Origin of the sequence: Lysobacter capsici, from assembly GCF_014779555.2 — a bacterium.
GTDB lineage: Bacteria > Pseudomonadota > Gammaproteobacteria > Xanthomonadales > Xanthomonadaceae > Lysobacter > Lysobacter capsici.
Genome location: NZ_CP094357.1, coordinates 866,821 through 883,345, shown reverse-complemented (window position 1 = coordinate 883,345; position 16,525 = coordinate 866,821). Strand labels below are relative to the sequence as shown.

The 16,525-nt window shown below is 67.8% G+C and carries 14 protein-coding genes; 3 read left to right on the top strand and 11 right to left on the bottom strand.

The window, feature by feature from the left end; all coding sequences use genetic code 11:
• Positions 1–84: 84 nt before the first annotated feature.
• The 10 genes from IEQ11_RS03610 to IEQ11_RS03565 form a co-directional block, all read right to left on the bottom strand.
• Positions 85–783, bottom strand: coding sequence for a hypothetical protein (locus IEQ11_RS03610; protein ID WP_191821796.1), 699 nt, complete (start codon positions 781–783; stop codon positions 85–87).
• Complete coding sequence (locus IEQ11_RS03605; RefSeq protein WP_191821795.1) at positions 780–2,594, bottom strand: hypothetical protein; 1,815 nt, start codon at positions 2,592–2,594, stop codon at positions 780–782. The genes IEQ11_RS03610 and IEQ11_RS03605 overlap by 4 nt, the downstream gene beginning before the upstream one ends.
• Before the next feature lie 3 nt (positions 2,595–2,597).
• On the bottom strand, positions 2,598–5,066 hold the full coding sequence (locus IEQ11_RS03600) for a hypothetical protein (protein WP_191821794.1): 2,469 nt from the start codon (positions 5,064–5,066) through the stop codon (positions 2,598–2,600).
• 331 nt (positions 5,067–5,397) lie between these two features.
• Positions 5,398–6,093, bottom strand: a complete 696-nt coding sequence (locus IEQ11_RS03595; RefSeq protein ID WP_191821793.1) for a S41 family peptidase — start codon at positions 6,091–6,093, stop codon at positions 5,398–5,400.
• A gap of 8 nt (positions 6,094–6,101) precedes the next feature.
• Entirely contained in the window at positions 6,102–6,389 is a 288-nt protein-coding gene (locus IEQ11_RS03590) for a hypothetical protein (RefSeq protein ID WP_191821792.1), read from the bottom strand.
• A gap of 4 nt (positions 6,390–6,393) precedes the next feature.
• Positions 6,394–7,245: a hypothetical protein gene (locus tag IEQ11_RS03585; protein WP_191821791.1), complete on the bottom strand. Its 852-nt coding sequence runs from the start codon at positions 7,243–7,245 to the stop codon at positions 6,394–6,396.
• Positions 7,246–7,728: 483 nt separating this feature from the next.
• Positions 7,729–8,589, bottom strand: a complete 861-nt coding sequence (locus IEQ11_RS03580) for an NmrA family NAD(P)-binding protein (RefSeq protein ID WP_191821790.1) — start codon at positions 8,587–8,589, stop codon at positions 7,729–7,731.
• Between the two features lie 212 nt (positions 8,590–8,801).
• On the bottom strand, positions 8,802–9,119 hold the full coding sequence (locus tag IEQ11_RS03575) for a hypothetical protein (RefSeq protein ID WP_036108894.1): 318 nt from the start codon (positions 9,117–9,119) through the stop codon (positions 8,802–8,804).
• A gap of 45 nt (positions 9,120–9,164) precedes the next feature.
• Entirely contained in the window at positions 9,165–10,325 is a 1,161-nt protein-coding gene (locus tag IEQ11_RS03570) for a C1 family peptidase (protein ID WP_191821789.1), read from the bottom strand.
• 356 nt (positions 10,326–10,681) lie between these two features.
• The gene (locus tag IEQ11_RS03565; protein ID WP_191821788.1) at positions 10,682–11,314 is read right to left on the bottom strand and encodes a TetR/AcrR family transcriptional regulator; all 633 of its coding nucleotides are present in this window, start codon (positions 11,312–11,314) and stop codon (positions 10,682–10,684) included.
• Positions 11,315–11,444: 130 nt separating this feature from the next.
• Here IEQ11_RS03565 and IEQ11_RS03560 point away from each other — a divergent pair, with 130 nt between their 5' ends.
• Both IEQ11_RS03560 and IEQ11_RS03555 read left to right on the top strand, forming a co-directional pair.
• On the top strand, positions 11,445–12,101 hold the full coding sequence (locus IEQ11_RS03560) for an O-methyltransferase (protein ID WP_191821787.1): 657 nt from the start codon (positions 11,445–11,447) through the stop codon (positions 12,099–12,101).
• Between the two features lie 24 nt (positions 12,102–12,125).
• Complete coding sequence (locus IEQ11_RS03555) at positions 12,126–12,992, top strand: SDR family oxidoreductase (protein WP_191821786.1); 867 nt, start codon at positions 12,126–12,128, stop codon at positions 12,990–12,992.
• A 227-nt stretch (positions 12,993–13,219) separates the two neighbouring features.
• Here IEQ11_RS03555 and glmS read toward each other — a convergent pair whose 3' ends face one another.
• Positions 13,220–15,052: a glutamine--fructose-6-phosphate transaminase (isomerizing) gene (glmS, locus tag IEQ11_RS03550; RefSeq protein ID WP_191821785.1), complete on the bottom strand. Its 1,833-nt coding sequence runs from the start codon at positions 15,050–15,052 to the stop codon at positions 13,220–13,222.
• A 188-nt stretch (positions 15,053–15,240) separates the two neighbouring features.
• Here glmS and IEQ11_RS03545 point away from each other — a divergent pair, with 188 nt between their 5' ends.
• Positions 15,241–16,524, top strand: a complete 1,284-nt coding sequence (locus IEQ11_RS03545) for an efflux RND transporter periplasmic adaptor subunit (protein ID WP_096412784.1) — start codon at positions 15,241–15,243, stop codon at positions 16,522–16,524.
• Position 16,525 lies beyond the last annotated feature (1 nt).

Sequence of the window (16,525 nt, the reverse complement as noted above, 5' to 3'; positions counted from 1 at the left end):
ATGGCGCCGTTACGATTCGCAGCGCGGCCGCGGGCGGCGTTCGCTCAGCTCGCGCCCGGTCGCGACACGATCAAGATCCCACGTTCATGGCTTGGGCAATCCCCAGTCCGCGGCGTCCGCCGATACGTGTTGTGTCTGCTGTTGTTCCTGGCCGCGTTCGGCATAGGTGCTGACCTGACTGCGCAGGCTCAGGCCGGCATCGGACTGCTCGCCGTCGGCGCGGAGCGACACCTCGACATCGACCGCGTCGCTCGTGGTCGTGCTCGCGGTATGCCGGCTCGGCGCGGCGGCGGTGATCGCGTAACGCAGCTCCAGCCAGCCGCGTTCGCCGCTCAAGGCCTTGCGGACGCGCGCGGCCTGATCGGCGTCGAGCATGATGTTGAACGCGGCGTGGTACGGCGGCGCGCCCGACGAACGGGTCTTGCCCAGTTGCACATATCCTCCCTGCCCGTCGCCGAGCATCAGGCTGACCTCGCCGACTTCGACCGGCGCCGGCAGCAGGTTCAACTGCGCCACCGGCACGCCGGCGCGCGCGGCCAGATCGGCGCGCACCGCGTCCAAGGTCGCGGTCGCCACGCCCCACATGCCGGTGCAGGCGAACATCGTCATCGGTCCGGCGTTGATCAAGGTGAACTGCACGCGTCCGTTCGCATCGGTCGCCAGCGTCGGCGCGGCGGCGCGGTAATACCAGGTCGTCGCCTGATCGCCCGGCGCGACCAGCACCCCGCGAAGGTTTTCGTAACCGGCGCCGGTGTCGGCGGTCGGGGATTCGTTCGAGCTCATGTCCCTGCTCCGTTGTTCGTCCTTGAGGCATCGCTGCTGCGCAGTCGCAGCGGCGTATCGGGTTGCAGCACGTCCGACCAGGGCGACTGCGCGGTCCAGCGCCAGCGATAGCCGGAGCGGAACGGCGACAGCGCAAGCCAGGTCCAATGCGCGCGCGGGGTGTTGCGGGTGAATTTCAGCAGGCGGCGTCGTGCCGGCTGCTCGGTGCCGTCTTCCGGCGCGATCTCGATCAGAATCTGCGCCGCGGCGTCGTCGAAGTCGCAGACCGCTTCGAGTTCGCGCGAGCCGGCGCCTTCGAAACTGAAAGCATCCAGACGCAGACTGTCGGCATCGACCGGCGCCATCGCGCAGGCGCGGCCGTCCTGGCGCGAACGCGCGCTCGCGCGCAGCTTCGCGTCCTGGACATCGGCCGGGATCGCGAACGCCAGGCTCGGCGACACATCGTCGAGCACGCCGCGCACCGACCAGGCCCGACCCTTGCGTGTGCCCGCGCATTCGACCTCGACGTCGGCCTGGGCCAGAAACGCCGGCTCGGCTTCGATCGGAACGAAACGCAGGCCGAAATCCTCGGCTTCGATCAGCAGATGCTCGCGCTCGGATTTGCGCACCGGGCCCTTGATCGATTCGGCGCGACCGTCGCTGAGCACGACCGCGGTGGTCTGCCACTGATAGCTCAGCGCTTCCTTGGGGCTCAGGCGCAGATCGACCGTGATCGGCCGATCCGACGCGGCCAGCGGCGTGCTGGTCTTGATCGTGAACATGCGCGCCGGCGGTTTGGCCGGCAGTTGCAGCTCGACCTGGGTCGAGACCACGCCGATGCGCCGCTGCGGCAGGTTCGGCCGCACCGTCACCGTGCGCCAGCCGCTGGCCAGCGCGCGCACGTCGTGACGGCGCACGACGGTGTCGTGCAGTTCGCCGCCGGGCAAGGTGCGCAGCGGACCGAGCGGATCGGCTTCGATCACGAACAGGCGCGGGGTCAACAGCGGCTCGGCGAGATTCCACTGCACCGTGCCGCTGCGCATCGCCGCTTCGTCGAACACCAGGCGCACGCCGCTCGGCGCATCGGCCGCGGACGGCTGTGGCGAGGCGAAGCGCGCGACGATGCGATCGAGCACCGCATCGGCCAGCGGTTGCTTGAGGATGTCGCCGGAGGTCGCGGCCAGACCCAGACCCAAGGTCTGAGGCGCGTCGATCAGGCGTTGCCGCAGCAGCGCATGATCGACCGTGGCCGCGCCGTTGCCGAGCGACTTGATCGCCGCCAGCAACGCGGCCGGATCGAAGCTCATCGTCAGCGGCAGGCGGTCGGCGACGCCGCGCACGCGCAGCCAGGCTTGCGCGCTGACCGCGAGCAGGCCGCGCTGCAGGGCGGCGACGAACAGATCGGTCGCCGCGCTGTCCATGCGCAGCGCCAGGCCCATCGAGCCCAGGCTGGCCGCATCCAGCGGCAGCAGTTCGCCGAGCGATGCCGGCAAGTCCAGCGCCTGCACCGCGTTCAAGCGCAGCCAGCCGCCTTCGACCGGCAACGGCGACAGGCGCACGTTCTGCGCGGCGTCGAACGCGGCTTGGCGCGCGGCGTCGAGGCCGAACTGCGCGGCGAACGCCAGCGACAGGATCGAGTAACGCTCCAGCCCGGCGCTGCCGCGGTCCTGCTGGAAGATGTCCAGGCGCAGCGGCGGGGTTTCGTCGAGCGTCTGCGCCGCCAGTTGGGTCGGCGGCAGCGCGAACGCGCCGGGCCGATCGTAGGCGGCATAGGCGATGCGTTCGCCGATCTGCATCGGCGCGCGCCAATCGGGATGACCGGAAAAGGACATGGCTCAGACCGCGGTCACGAACAGCACGCCCGCATCGTCGCGGCGCCACGGCGTCGTCGGCGATTTCTGGCCGGACTTGAACACCACCGTCTGGCGGTATTCGTAGAAACCTTCGCTGTCCTTGCGCAACAGGATGTCCATCAACGGCACCGGCACGTCGATGTCGACGCTCTGGTTGGCCTCGCCCAGCACCACCCGGCGGTTGCCGCGGAACTCGACGATGATGTTGAGGATCGGCCCGCCGGACGAACCGGTGGCGATGTTCTCCAGCACTTCCGGCGCGGTCATCACCGTGACCGCGCGGAAGGTTTCCTGATCGATGGTGTCGTCCAGGGTGTATTTGAGGATCGCCTCGCCGTCGGGGATGCTGCGCACCGAGGCGGTGTTGAAGATCGCATCGGCCGGCGCGTTGCCGCTGAGCGTATCGGTGGGCTGCACGGTGAACTGCAGGCTTTGTTCGGGCTCGACCTCGACCGGCTGGCTCAGGTCCAGGCCTTCGATGCGGCCGACCACCAGGCCTTCGCCGCGGGTGATCCAGGTCGGCAACTGGGTGATGCGCAGCTTGCTCTCGGTCGCGTTGAGCAGCTTGACCGCGACCGCGCCGGTCTGCGGATCGGGGGTTTCGATCGACTGGAACAACTCGCCTTCCATGTCGGCGAAGTTGAGCTTGACCGGCACCATCACGTTCTCGTTGATGCCGGTGGTCACCACCACGCTGCCCTGCAGCAGGTTGGAGTTGGACGCGGCCATCAGCACGCCGAACACGTCCTGGAAATCCTTGAACTCGAAGCGCTCGTTGACGGTGAAGCCGTTGTCCCAGTCGATCGTCGCGGCCACGGTTTCCGAACGCACCGCGCCGTTGCGCAGCACCGCCATCTGCAGGCTCGACTTGGCGCGCAGCAGGCGCAGTTCGAATTCGCGATTGGGATTGGCCGCGCTGGCCGGCACCTTGTCGGCCAGCTCGCGGCGCGCGGCGAGCAGGCGCTCGCCGTCGGTGACCGGACGCACTTCGCAGGTCAGATCGACCATCACCTGTTCGGCGTTGTCGCCCTGGTCGACCTGGAACACCAGCGACGGCGCGTGCGGCGCTTCGCTGCGGCGCGCGAGCTTGAACGCGTCGGGCAGGTAGAAGATCCGCGCCGGATCGTTCAAGTCCTGGAAATACGCGTGGCTGCGGCCGCTGCCGGCCGGATAGCGCAGCGCATGCACGACCCAGCGGCTGGCCTGCGGGCCGGTGGCGCTGCCGGCCGGGTACAGATACGGATGCAGTTGCGGTTCGAAGAACAACGCGACCGCCCAGTCCTGCACCTGGTTGGAGATTTCGTAACGCGTTTCCGGCGCGGGCGGCGGCGGTACGTCGTCGGGCATCGGCTCGGGCTGGACGATGATCGGGGTGCCGTCGAAACGGCGCGCCTTGATCGTCGAGATCGGAATGCGCGACACCGGCGGCTTGACCCCGACCGCGCGCATCGGCGCCATCGATGCGGTCATCTTGGCGGTAATGCCCGGATCGAGCGTCACCGCCGGTTTCGCCACCATGCTCGCATCGACCACCGCCGCGCGCGACATCAGCTGCGCGCTTTCCAGCGGCGCGCGCGCCAGTTGCATCTGGCCCTTGACCATCATCAGCTGGCGCTTGGGCACGTCGGGCGAGGTGCCCGCCGGCAACGGCACCGCGACGGTGAAGCCGCGCGACAGCACCAGCTTGCATTGCGCGTCGTTGCTCATGAACGCGCGCAGCAGGCCGTCGCGATCGGCCAGGCTGAGCTGCAGCATCACCACGCAGCCGGTCGCGTCCTTCTGCACTTCGCCGGCGGGCAGGCGCTGTTCGATCGCGGTGCCGGGCACGCGATAGGTCACCGATGCGCTGCGCGTGACCTCGAGCATCTGCGCGGTGCGCGCGGCATCGGCGATCTCCGGCGCGGGATAGGTTTCCAGGCCCAGGCTCACCGCCCACAAGCCGTTCTGGCCTTCGGCGACGTTGATCTCGTAGCGGCCGTTGGCGTTGCGCAGGCGATAGCGCGGCAGCCAGTAGCGTTGCTGCGGGTTGTTCGGGCTTTCATACAGGCAACGATCGTCCGGGGTCTGGGTCGGGCTGATCGGATGCTGCGATTCGCCGCGGCCGAAACCGCCGCCGGTCTTGATCGGAAACAGGTCCGGGCGCAGGTCGTTCAAGCGCGGACGCAGGGTGCGGCCTTCCAGTTGCGCGACGATCGCCGGCTGCGCGCGCAGGATCGCCGGGTTCACCCGCACCGCGCCGGGAATGAACGGCGGCGCCACGCGCACGGCCGGCGCAGGCGCAGCGACGGGCGGCGCGGCGGCGGGCGGCGCGGCCGGCGGCGCGACCACCACGGCCGGCGTCACCGGCGCCGGCACCACGATCCCGCCGGGCAGCTTGATCGGCTGCGCGGCCGGCGCCGGACGGATGCCGGCGAGGACCTGGTTGATATTGAGCAGTCGACCCAGCGGCATGCGTTTCTCCTTGAAAGTTCAGCGCGGCGCGCTGTTCGGCCGAACGCAGCAGCGCCCGGTCCGGTCCTTGATGTGGATCGATGCGCTGTCCGCGCCGATCACCCCCGAGTAAACGAGCGTGCAACGCGGGGCAGGACATTTCAGGAATGAAACGTTTTTGCTCGCTGGCTCGCGGCGGGGGCGGGGGCGGGGGCGTGAGTGCGAGTGCGCGGCGCAAGCGCCGAGTCGCTTTCGGCGTCGATCGCTTTGTCCCGGACGGCGGGTTCGGACGCGGGTCAATACGGGATCAGTACCGAGTCACCGCCGAGTCACTGTCGCATCAAAGCGCGCCCTACTCGTCGGAGGCCAGCCACACCTGCGCCGCCGCAAGCGCCGGATCGGACGCATCGGAATTGCCGTCGCCGTCGCCAGCTGGCACCACCACATCCGGCTCGATCCTGCCGCCGAACAGCTTGCCGCTGCGATCGGCGAACACGGCCGTGGTCAGCAGCAGGGCGCCGCCATCGGGCAATGCGATAGTTTCGTTGGAGGTCGAACGACCATCGCTGGGCTGACCGAACGAGCGCGTGCGGGCGCGACCGCTGAACGCGATCGCCACCGCTTCGCCGGAACTGCTGGTGCGCGGCCCGATCAACACCGCGACCTTGGCCGCGCGCAAATCCGGTTGCGGCCAGGTCGCCGCGTTCGGCATGAGCTGTTCCGGCCGCCACCGCCGCATCGGCTGGCCGGGCGCCGACACATTGCCGCCGATCTCGCTGGCGCCGAGCAGCGGCCGCAGGCCGGCCAACATCGGCCACATCGTGCCGCCGCTGTTGCCGCGCAGATCGACGATCCAGCCCGCGGACGCGCTCGGCGCGCGCGCGGCGATGCGTTCGACGATCCCGCGCGCGAACGCGTCGCGGCCGGCGTCGTCGCCGCCTGAAAACCCCGGCACGGCCACATAGCCGATCGCGCCCGCCAGCGGCTTGACCACCGGCTCGAAGATTTTGTCCGCCGTGCCGGCGCGATCGCGCGCGGCCTGCTGCATCGCGCTTGTCAGCGACGCAACTCGATGACCACCGCCTCCCCCTTCACCACCATGACGCCGCGCCATTCCGGCGGCGGCGCGGACTGGCCGGACGCGAGCGTGACGGTTGGATCGGGCGGAATCTGCCCGGGCGCGAGCGGCACGAACTTCACCACGTTGACCATCTTGGTCGCGCCGCTCTCCTTGTCCTGCGCCATTTTCGATTCGACGAAGCGCGAGGCGCCGAGCTCTTCATCGCTGATCCGGTCGCGGATGCCGGCCAGATCCAGATTGCCCGGGATGATTCGGAAGTACATGGCCTCACTCCTCCTTGCAGTCGGAAATCAACTGGGCGTCGACGAACGCCTGCTTGATCGGCACCAGCTCGTCGGGTTTCGCGTCGCGAATCCGGCTCTGCAGGGTCTGCGCGACTTGGTCGGCGGTGGCGGAGGCATCGGCGGTTATCGGCGGAGCCAGCTTGGCGCCGGCGGTATTCAGGCCGACCAGGGTCCGATTGGCGTTGCTGCCGGCCAGGCTCGCGGTCAGGCAGCGCTTGAGCGCGCGCTGCGAGACATTCAATGCGTAGATTTCGCGGACCGAACTGTCTATGTCCGCCTCGTTGATCTTCTTCTGCTTCTCGGCCGTGGACTGCACATAGGAAATTCCGCCCAGCAAGGTGCCGGCGAACTCGTAGGCGGCCAGGTCGTAATACACCTCCTGCGGCGGGTACTGCTCGGTTTCCTGCTTCGCCGATTCGACGATGCGCAACCTGACCTGCGAACGAAACGCATCCATCGCCGACACCAACGCGGTGGTGGTCTGTTCGAACAGCACTCGCCGGTTGACCGCCGCGCTGGAGCCGGCCAACAAGGCGCTGGCGCCCGCATAGCGGGTCATTTCCTGGGACGAACCGGTCAAGGTGCCGGCCACGCCCAGCGCCAGGTCGGCGATGTCCGAGAACAGATTCCCGGTGGTCTGTTCCTGCTGAAGTTTCCGCACGTACTGGTGGTAAGCCATGTCGATCATCATCAGCCGTTGCCGGATGATCTTGTTGCGCTCGACCTTGTTGTCTCCTTTTTCGTTCAACTCCCTGGCGGTATCGCTGACATGCTCGGAATCGTCGGCGAATTTCTCGTCCAGCACCGACCCGGGCCCGCCGCGGATCGCATTCATGCAACCGCTGCACAGCACGATGACCATGACCGCGCATGCGAAGCGCGGAACGCTTGTGTTCGCCATATGCTTCCCCCTGAATTGCTACGATCGCCGCCGCGGTGGGCCGCGATAGCCTTCGAACAAACGCAAAGCCAGTCCGCCGCGTCCCGATATTCAGATCGGCGATGCCAGCGGCGCGCGGAACGCGCGGCGGCGATGTTGCGAACGATTTTCCCTGAGCATGAGCGCACCTCTCGCCGTCGCGACCGAGGGGCCAGTGCGTTGCGGGATTGATGCGGCAAGCACACGTTTTCCGCCGTCCATGGCTCGACCTACCGGCGCGGGACGACGCGCCCCCTTAGTGACTGAAACGAACGCGGACCGGCGCGACGGCCACGACGCCATGGCAATGAGCTGTCGTCGGCGCGCGCGATGTGCATGCGGCGCCGGGATGCGAATCGAACGGCAGGATCGCGGTCGCGTGCGAGCCGTCGCCCAGCCTCAGCGCCTGTCGACCAGATCCTGGATGTAGGCCTGCAACGTGATGCGTCCGCGAATCGGTTCGCCGGGAATCGGATAGTCCTCGTCCAGGGTCACCGCGGTCATGTCGGCATACGACTTCGCCGCCGCCTCGGAAAAGCCGAGCTTTCGATAGGCGGCCACCCATTGCGCGCGCGGCACCACCTCGACGTCGACCTCGCGACCCAGCGCCTGCGCGAATGCGTCGGCCACGTCGGCGGGCGAATACGCGCGCGGGCCTTCGACATGGTGCATGCCGGTATCGGCGAGCGGCGCGGTGATCAGATCGGCCGCTACTCGGCCCAGGTCGCGCGGCGCCACCATCGGCAGGGCGAAGTCGGCCGGATAGAAGCTGAGCACCTTGCCGTGTTCGCGCGCGCTGCGCAGCGATTCGTCCCAATTGCTCATGTAGTACGCGGCGCGAATGACGCTGAACGCAATCGGCTGCGCGCGTAAGGCCTGTTCCATGGCGTACAGGATGCCTAGGTCGCCGCTGCGTTCGCGGTCCTGCGCGCCATAGGTGGATTCGGCGACGATCTTCTCCAGGCCCGAGCCCTCGATCGCGGTGAGGATCGCGCGCAGGTTGGCTTTCTCGACCGCATCGGTGTCGGTTGCGGGATCGGCCGGCGGATTGAGCAGGAACAGGCGTCGGCCGCGTTCGAACAACCGACGCAAGGCATCGACGTCGCGCACATCGACGACCGCGAAGTGCGCGCCCTTGCGCTCCCAGGCCGGCCGCGCCGACGCGTTGCGCGACACCACCGTGACCGCTTCGCCGCGTTCGAGCAGGGTCTCGGCCAAGGCCGAGCCGACATGTCCGGTGCCGCCGAGGATGATGTGCATCGTGGCTCTCCATCACGGGTGATGGTTCAGCCTAGCCAGACGCGCGTAAGCGTCGGGCAATACTCGCGTGAAGGTAATGTAGGGTCGTGCAGCGACGGCTCAGCTGCATTCGCGATCGATGCCTTGCATCGCGCGAGGGCGACGCCCGCTGCGAAGGTTCATCCGAACCCTGGCATGCACCGCTTGACCGCGTTATCCGCGACGGACCGCGCCTAGACTTTCTTCGCCCGGTGAATCATCGCCCCGAGCGGCGGCATCACGAAGTCGTTGCGAATCGGCCCGGTAAGTTGTTCGAGCTGATCCGACAAGGCCTCCTGGATCGAACGCAGGCTGCCGCGGCTGATGCCGAGTTCCTGCACGAACAGACTGGGCATGTCTTCGACCACGGACGGCAGATAGGCCGCGTCCTTGATGCCGATGCGGTTCAACAGCCGGACCAGCTCCGGAGGCGCGTGCAGCACCTCGTCGACGACCTTGACGCCAAGGTCGTCGGAGGTGGTGTGCAGCAGACTGTCGCTGACGATTTTCATGCGGCCTATCCTACCTCCGAGGCAGATGACAAGCTGAACCGGCTTCTAGAGCGCAGCGTACTCCAACAGATAGCGGTCGACATAACTCGCCGACACCTGCCCGTAACCCGGCTCCGGTCCGTGGACCCCAGGCGCGGGCAGATTGGCGCCCCAGCGCTCGGACCAGCTGTTGCGCAGGATGAAATAGCCGCCGGCCGGCTCGTCCGGATCGGCCGCGAACCCGGTCAGGCAGACCGCGTGCGCGCCGTCCATGACCGCGGTCGGCGGCGGGTCCAGCACCTGTCCCAGGTTGACTGCGATCGCGGCATCCCAGTTGCTGCGCCCGCGCCCCATCGGATCGACGAACACCGGCAGGCTGGCCGCCACCGCCCGTCCCTGCCGCAGCAGGTCGAGCACCGGGACGGCCGCGGCGACCGGCGCGTCGACATGCACGCCGGCGCCGATCGCGCGGGTCAGCGCATCGCGCAGCACTGCGGCCGACGGCCGGTCGGGACCGCCGTGGCTGATGTTGTCCGGGTCCAGGCGCTGCTCGTATTCCCACAGCGCTTCCTCGGCGATGCCGTGCGAAGCCAGCACCGCCAGCGCGAATTGCAGCCAGGTGCCGTCCTGATTCGGCAGGCCGTCGTTGCCATGGGTCTTGATCGCCCAGTACAGGAACTGCTCGGACAGATCGATGCGCTCGCCGCGCCGGCACCGTTCCAGTTCGACCAAAGCCGCCACCGCGAACGCGACGCAGGTACCGCGATTGCCCTGATAGCGCACCGGCCACGGCAGACCGGCGCGCACATCCAGGGGCGCGATCTGGCCGACCCGCGGATACGCGGCGCTCGCCGTCGTCGCGCCGGCATCGTCGAGCGGCACCGCATTGCCGATCTGCCACGGCGAATTCGCCGGCGGCCGCGCGCCGCGCCGGAATCGGCTGTCGTCGCGCCGCGGCTCCAGATCGATCGCGGCCAGCGCGGCGTTCATTTGGATATAGGCGCCGCCGAACGAACGGCTCAAGGCGAAGCTGACCCGCGGCGCGTCGACCAGACCATTCGCCGCCAATCCCGGGAAATCGCGCAGCAGGCTAAGCACGCGCCCGGTGTCGCGCGCGCCGGACTGCTCCAGGGTCGCCAGGCTGCGTCCGTCGATCCCTTGTTCCTGCAACGCCGCGAGCACACCGGTGTAGGTGCGCGATCGCTGCAGGGTCGATTCAAATTCCATTTCGTACTCCTTCCTGGGTGACTCGAACAAACAGGCGATGCAGCCGGCGACGCGAAGGCGCCCGGCGGCGATGAGGGACGATGCAGTTTCGGCCGGCCCGATCGCACACGCCGACATTCGAACGATGAGCCGATCACGCCGTGCATGCGCCGACGTCGCGATCGCGACGTAATCGACTTGCATCCGCCGTGGCCCGGATTTTTGCAGAAACCTTTGGGGAAAAGCCGCCGCGCTCGCCGCAGCTAACGCAATCCGCCATGGGCGTCACCTATGCGGCGAGTTGTGGGCGAAATCGCCGATGGCCGAACGGTCGCCATCGCCGCCGGCACCGGCCAGCGGATCGACCGCGCGCAACCTCAGTCGCGCGCGATCTTCGCGATATACGCGCAGAACATGTCCGCCATCGCGTCCGAGTAAACCTTGATCTGCGCGGCCGTCGGCGCGGTGGTCGAGAATCGCTTTCCGACCGTGCTGAGCGTCGAGGTGATCAGATCGCCGGCGAGCTTGCGCTTCGCCGCCGAGGCGTCGGGCAGGGCCTCGCGCATGAATTTTTGAAAGGTCTTTTCGCTGGAGGCGCGCGCAGCGCGCGCCTCGGGGGCATCGCGATATAGCGGCGCGGCGTCGTTGAGCGCGCCGCGCATCTGCGCCTCGTCGCATTCCGAGCGGATGAAGGCATGCACCAGCGCGCGCAATCGCACCAGCGGCGCGTGTTCGGCGTCCTCGAGAATCAGTTGCAGCAAGTCGGTGGTCTGCTTCCATTCGTCCGTTTGCAGGCGGAACAGGATCGCGGCCTTGTTGGGGAAGTATTGATACAGCGAGCCGATGCTGACGCCGGCCCGCTCGGCGACCCGCGCGGTGGTGAAACGGGCGGCGCCCTCCTCGGCCAAAACGCGAGTGGCCGCTTCGAGCACCGCCGCCACCAACCCGGCCGAGCGGGTCTGTTTCGGCTGTTTTCTCGAGGAAATCCTGGGGGTTGGTCGGTCGGTCATGGCGCTCGGATGGTGGCGGGGAAATGCGAATAGTGAATGCGATGGATCAATCGTATTCTATCAACACGACGAATTAGTCGCATTTTTCAAGGCGCGCCGCAAGACGCCCAATCACGACCCGAGAACCCCCATGAGCACATTGACCGCTTCCCCTCTGGCGCCTTTGCTGGAGCAGTTGTTCGACCAGGCCGATGCCGTGACCAGCACGGCCTTCAGCGGCATTTCGCGCGACGAACGCGAGCGCCTGATGCGCAGCAAGACCGAATACCTCGACCTGTACGGTCGCCTGAAAGACCTGTGGCTTCCGGTCTCGCGCGAAACCGGCGCCTTGCTGTACATGCTCGCACGCGGCACTCGCGCGAAGAACATCGTCGAATTCGGCACCTCGTTCGGCATCTCGACCCTGCACCTCGCCGCGGCGTTGCGCGACAACGGCGGCGGACGCGTGATCACCAGCGAATTCGAACCGTCCAAGGTCGCCAAGGCGCGCGAGCATTTCGACGCCAGCGGGCTGGGCGACCTGATCGAGATTCGCCAGGGCGACGCGCTGCAAACGTTGAGCATCGATCTGCCGCCGTCGATCGACCTGCTGTTGCTCGATGGCGCCAAGTCCCTGTATTCGGACATCCTCGACCTGATCGAGCCGCATCTCGCGCCGGGCGCGATGATCGTCGCCGACAACGCCGACTATTGCCCGGACTACCTGCAGCGCGTGCGCGCGCCGGGCAGCGGCTATCTGTCGGTGCCGTTCGCCGACGACGTCGAACTGTCGATGCGGCTGCGCTGACCCTTTCCTGTCCGGAGATTGCACATGCACGTATTCGTAACCGGAGCCACCGGCTGGGTCGGCTCGGCGGTGGTCGACGACCTGATCGGCGCCGGCCACCAAGTGACCGGCCTTGTGCGCAGCGAAGACAAGGCCGCCGCGCTCGCGGCGAGCGGCGTTCGTGTCGTTCGCGGCACGCTGGCCGACATCGAGGTTCTGCGACGCGCCGCGGATGCCGCGGACGCCGTCGTCCACACCGCGTTCGAACACGACTTTTCCCGATTCGCGGAAAACTGCGAGCAGGACCGGCGCGTGATCGAGGCATTGGGCGCTTCATTGCGAGGCTCCGCGCGACCGCTGCTGGTGACCTCGGGTCTGTTGGGACTTGCCCCCGGCGCGCACGAAACCGATCTGCCGAACTCGGCCTCGCCGAGGAAATCGGAAAGCGCCGCGCGCGCATTGGCCGAGCAAGGCGTGCGCGCCGCGACCGTTCGCCTCGCCCCATCGGTGCACGGCCTCGGCGATCACGGCTTCGTTCCGATTCTGGTCCGCATGGCGAAGCAGACCGGCGTGTCGGCGTATCTGGGCGAAGGCGGCAACCGCTGGTCCGGCGTCCATCGCCGCGATGCGGCGCGCGTGTATCGCCTGGCGCTCGAGAGCGGCATGACCTCGCCGGTCTACCACGCCGTCGCCGACGAAGCCGTCGCCTTCAAGGCGATCGCGGAAACGATCGGCAAACGCCTGGGCGTCCCGGTCGAGTCGCGCGACCGCGAGCACTTCGGCTGGTTCGCCATGATGGCCGGCGCGGACATGTCGGTATCCAGTGCCTACACACGCGAACTGCTGGACTGGACGCCGCAAGGCCCGGAGCTGCTGGCCGATATCGATCAGCCGGGCTATTACGCCGGCTGATCGCTGAGCAACAGGAACCCCGCTCGCAAGCCGTGGGGCATTCGCCGCGGCGACCATCAAACGAAAGGGCTCCGAAGAGCCCTTTCGTCATGCGCGTCGTGGCGAGCCCGCTATGGGCGAGCCGGCGTATCGAAGGCGCCATCGGTGAGAGTCCCCCAACCCGCACCGAGTTGCCGGACGCACTATCGGCCAGTTCGACGCGCCGATAGTCGCGACCGGCGCCCGCGTTATTCCACCGTCACCGCCTTGGCCAGATTCCGCGGCTTGTCGACATCGGTCCCGCGCGCCAACGCGGCGTGATACGCCAGCAACTGCACCGGAATCGCGTGCACCACCGGCGACAGCACGCCGACGTGGCGCGGGGTGCGGATCACGTGCACTGCCTCGGATTCGCCGAAGTGGCTGTCGAGGTCGGCGAACACGAACATCTCGCCGCCGCGCGCGCGCACTTCCTGGATGTTGGATTTGACCTTCTCCAACAGGCTGTCCTTCGGCGCGATCACCACCACCGGCATGGCCGCGTCGACCAGCGCCAGCGGACCGTGCTTGAGCTCGCCGGCCGGATAGGCTTCGGCGTGGATGTAGGAGATTTCCTTGAGCTTGAGCGCGCCTTCCAATGCGATCGGGTAATGCACGCCGCGGCCGAGGAACAGCGCGTGCTGCTTGGGCGCGAAACGATCGGCCCAGCCGATGATCTGCGGCTCCAGGTTCAGGGCGTGCTGCACGCTGCCGGGCAGGTGGCGCAGCGCGTCGATGAACTCGGCCTCCTTTTCCGGCGACAGCTTGCCGTGCAGCTTGGCCAGGGTCGCGGTCAGGGTGAACAGCGCCACCAGCTGGGTGGTGAAGGCCTTGGTCGAGGCCACGCCGATCTCGGCGCCGGCGCGGGTGTAATAGACCAGCTGGCTCGCGCGCGGGATCGCGCTCTCGGGCACGTTGCAGATCGACAAGGTCTTGTCGTGGCCGAGCGACTTGGCGTACTTCAGCGCTTCCATCGTGTCGAGGGTTTCGCCGGACTGCGAAATCGTCACGATCAACTGCTTCGGGTTGGCGACCGCGGCGCGGTAGCGGTATTCGCTGGCGATCTCGACCTGGCACGGCAGGCCGGCGATGGCTTCGATCCAGTAACGCGCGGTCAGGCCGGCGTAGTAGCTGGTGCCGCAGGCCAGGATCTGCACGCCCTCGATGCCGGCGAACACCGATTCGGCCTGGTCGCCGAACAAGGACGCCGAGAACGCGCCGTTGTCCATCACCGCTTCGATGGTGTCGGCGATCGCGCGCGGCTGTTCGTGGATTTCCTTCTGCATGAAGTGGCGGTACGGGCCGAGTTCCAGCGACGCCAGCGACACGTCCGAGACGTGGACCTCGCGGCTGATCGGCTTGCCGTGCTGATCGAACACGCGCACTTGCTCGCGGGTGACCTCGGCAGTGTCGCCTTCCTCCAGGAAGATCACCCGGCGCGTGGCCTGCAGGATCGCCGACACGTCGCTGGCGACGAAGTTTTCGCCCTCGCCCAGGCCGACCAGCAGCGGACAGCCCATGCGCGCGACGATCAGGCGGTTGGGTTCGCTCTTGCTGACCACCGCGATCGCGTACGCGCCGACCAGTTCGTGCACCGCGGCCTGGACCGCGGCCAGCAGGTCCAGGCCCTGCTTTTGATGATGATGGATCAGGTGGGCGATGACTTCGGTATCGGTCTGCGATTCGAAGGCGTAGCCGACCGCGAGCAGGCGTTCGCGCTGCTCTTCGTGATTTTCGATGATGCCGTTATGGACCACCGCCAGTTCGCCGAAGCTGATGTGCGGATGCGCATTGGCCTCGGTGACGCCGCCGTGGGTGGCCCAGCGGGTGTGACCGATGCCCACCTGTGCGCGGAAGCCTTCGGCTTGCGCGGCGCCCTCCATTTCGCTGACCCGTCCGGTGCGGCGCACGCGGCGCAGTTGCGCGCCGTCGAACACGGCGATGCCGGCCGAGTCGTAGCCGCGATATTCCAGGCGCTTGAGGCCATCGATCAGGACCGGTACCACATCGCGATCCGCGATCGCTCCGACGATTCCGCACATGCTGGGGCTGCTCCTACAGGGGGGAACCCCAATTCTATCCGGGCGTGGTTACCGGCACGTCCGGCGGACACCGCGTCCGTCCGGACGGACACCCGGACGGCGGTGTCCGCCCATATAAATCAACAAGTTAAAGTTGGCACGGGTTGTGCTTGGGTATAGGCAAGCACCTACCGCCGAGCCGACCCGACATGAGCATCCGCGACACCGCCGCCCAAGACCACCGCGTCGCCGACGCCACCGTGCAGGGCCGCAATCGCCGGCGCTGGGTGCTCGGCGCCGGCGCCGGCGTGATCGCCCTGGGCGCGGGTGCGTGGCTGCTGTCGGGCTGGAGCGCGGGCAGCCAGTCGATCGGCGCCGATCGCCTGCGGATCGCCGAAGTGACCCGCGGCGATCTGGTCCGCGACATCGCCGCCGACGGCCGGGTGATCGCCGCCAACAGCCCGATCCTGTACGCCATCGCCGGCGGTTCGGTCGATCTGAAGGTCGTCGCCGGCGACGTGGTCAAGAAGGGCCAGGTGCTGGCCGAGATCGACAGCCCCGAGCTGCGCAGCAAGCTCGCCCAGGAGCAGGCCACCCTGGCCAGCCTGGAAGCCGAGGCCAGCCGCGCCGAACTCGACGGCGAACTGGCGCGCTCCACCGCGCGCAAGGAACTCGATCAGGCGCAGATCGAACGCGTCGCCGCACAGCGCGATCTGGAACGCTATCAGCGCGCCTTCGAGGGCGGCGCGATGGCCGCGGTCGACGTGGCCAAGGCGCAGGACGAATTGAAGAAGGCCGACATCGGTTTGAATCAGGCGCGCGGCGATATCGATCGTCAGGACCGCAGCGCCAACCTGGACACCCGCAACAAGCGCCTGCTCGCCGATCGCCAGCGCGCGATCGCGGTCGAAGCGCAGCGTCAGGTCGAAGCCTTGACCCTGCGCGCGCCGTTCGACGGCCAGGTCGGCCAGGTCCAGGTCGCCCAGCGCGCCAACGTGGCGATCAACGATCCGGTGCTCAGCGTGGTCGACCTGGGCGTGTTCGAAGTCGAGATCAAGGTGCCCGAAAGCTTCGCCCGCGATCTGGCCATCGGCATCCCGGCGCAGATCACCAGCGGCAACGGCCAGCCGTTCGCGGCGCAGATTTCCGCGGTGTCGCCGGAAGTGGTCAACGGCGAAGTGGTCAGCCGCCTGCGCTTCAAGGACAAGCAGCCGCCGGGCCTGCGCCAGAGCCAGCGTCTGAGCGCGCGCATCGTGCTCGACACCCGCCGCAACGCGCTGATGGTCGAACGCGGCCCGTTCCTGGAACAGTCCGGCGGCACCAGCGCCTATGTCGTCGCCAACGGCATCGCCACCAAGCGCGCGATCCGCACCGGGGTGAGCAGCCTGAGCAATGTGGAAATCCTCGAGGGTCTGCAGCCGGGAGACCGCATCGTCGTCTCCGGCAGCGACCAGTTCGCCAACGCCGAAACCATCCGTATCTCTGGAGAATGAT

Coding starts and splice junctions, on each gene's coding strand:
- IEQ11_RS03600 (WP_191821794.1), bottom strand. CDS start 5,066: ATGCCGCTGGGTCGACTGCTCAATATCAACCAGGTCCTCGCCGGCATC.
- IEQ11_RS03605 (WP_191821795.1), bottom strand. CDS start 2,594: ATGTCCTTTTCCGGTCATCCCGATTGGCGCGCGCCGATGCAGATCGGC.
- IEQ11_RS03555 (WP_191821786.1), top strand. CDS start 12,126: ATGCACGTATTCGTAACCGGAGCCACCGGCTGGGTCGGCTCGGCGGTG.
- IEQ11_RS03590 (WP_191821792.1), bottom strand. CDS start 6,389: ATGTACTTCCGAATCATCCCGGGCAATCTGGATCTGGCCGGCATCCGC.
- glmS (WP_191821785.1), bottom strand. CDS start 15,052: ATGTGCGGAATCGTCGGAGCGATCGCGGATCGCGATGTGGTACCGGTC.
- IEQ11_RS03545 (WP_096412784.1), top strand. CDS start 15,241: ATGAGCATCCGCGACACCGCCGCCCAAGACCACCGCGTCGCCGACGCC.
- IEQ11_RS03570 (WP_191821789.1), bottom strand. CDS start 10,325: ATGGAATTTGAATCGACCCTGCAGCGATCGCGCACCTACACCGGTGTG.
- IEQ11_RS03580 (WP_191821790.1), bottom strand. CDS start 8,589: ATGCACATCATCCTCGGCGGCACCGGACATGTCGGCTCGGCCTTGGCC.
- IEQ11_RS03585 (WP_191821791.1), bottom strand. CDS start 7,245: ATGAATGCGATCCGCGGCGGGCCCGGGTCGGTGCTGGACGAGAAATTC.
- IEQ11_RS03575 (WP_036108894.1), bottom strand. CDS start 9,119: ATGAAAATCGTCAGCGACAGTCTGCTGCACACCACCTCCGACGACCTT.
- IEQ11_RS03610 (WP_191821796.1), bottom strand. CDS start 783: ATGAGCTCGAACGAATCCCCGACCGCCGACACCGGCGCCGGTTACGAA.
- IEQ11_RS03595 (WP_191821793.1), bottom strand. CDS start 6,093: ATGCAGCAGGCCGCGCGCGATCGCGCCGGCACGGCGGACAAAATCTTC.
- IEQ11_RS03565 (WP_191821788.1), bottom strand. CDS start 11,314: ATGACCGACCGACCAACCCCCAGGATTTCCTCGAGAAAACAGCCGAAA.
- IEQ11_RS03560 (WP_191821787.1), top strand. CDS start 11,445: ATGAGCACATTGACCGCTTCCCCTCTGGCGCCTTTGCTGGAGCAGTTG.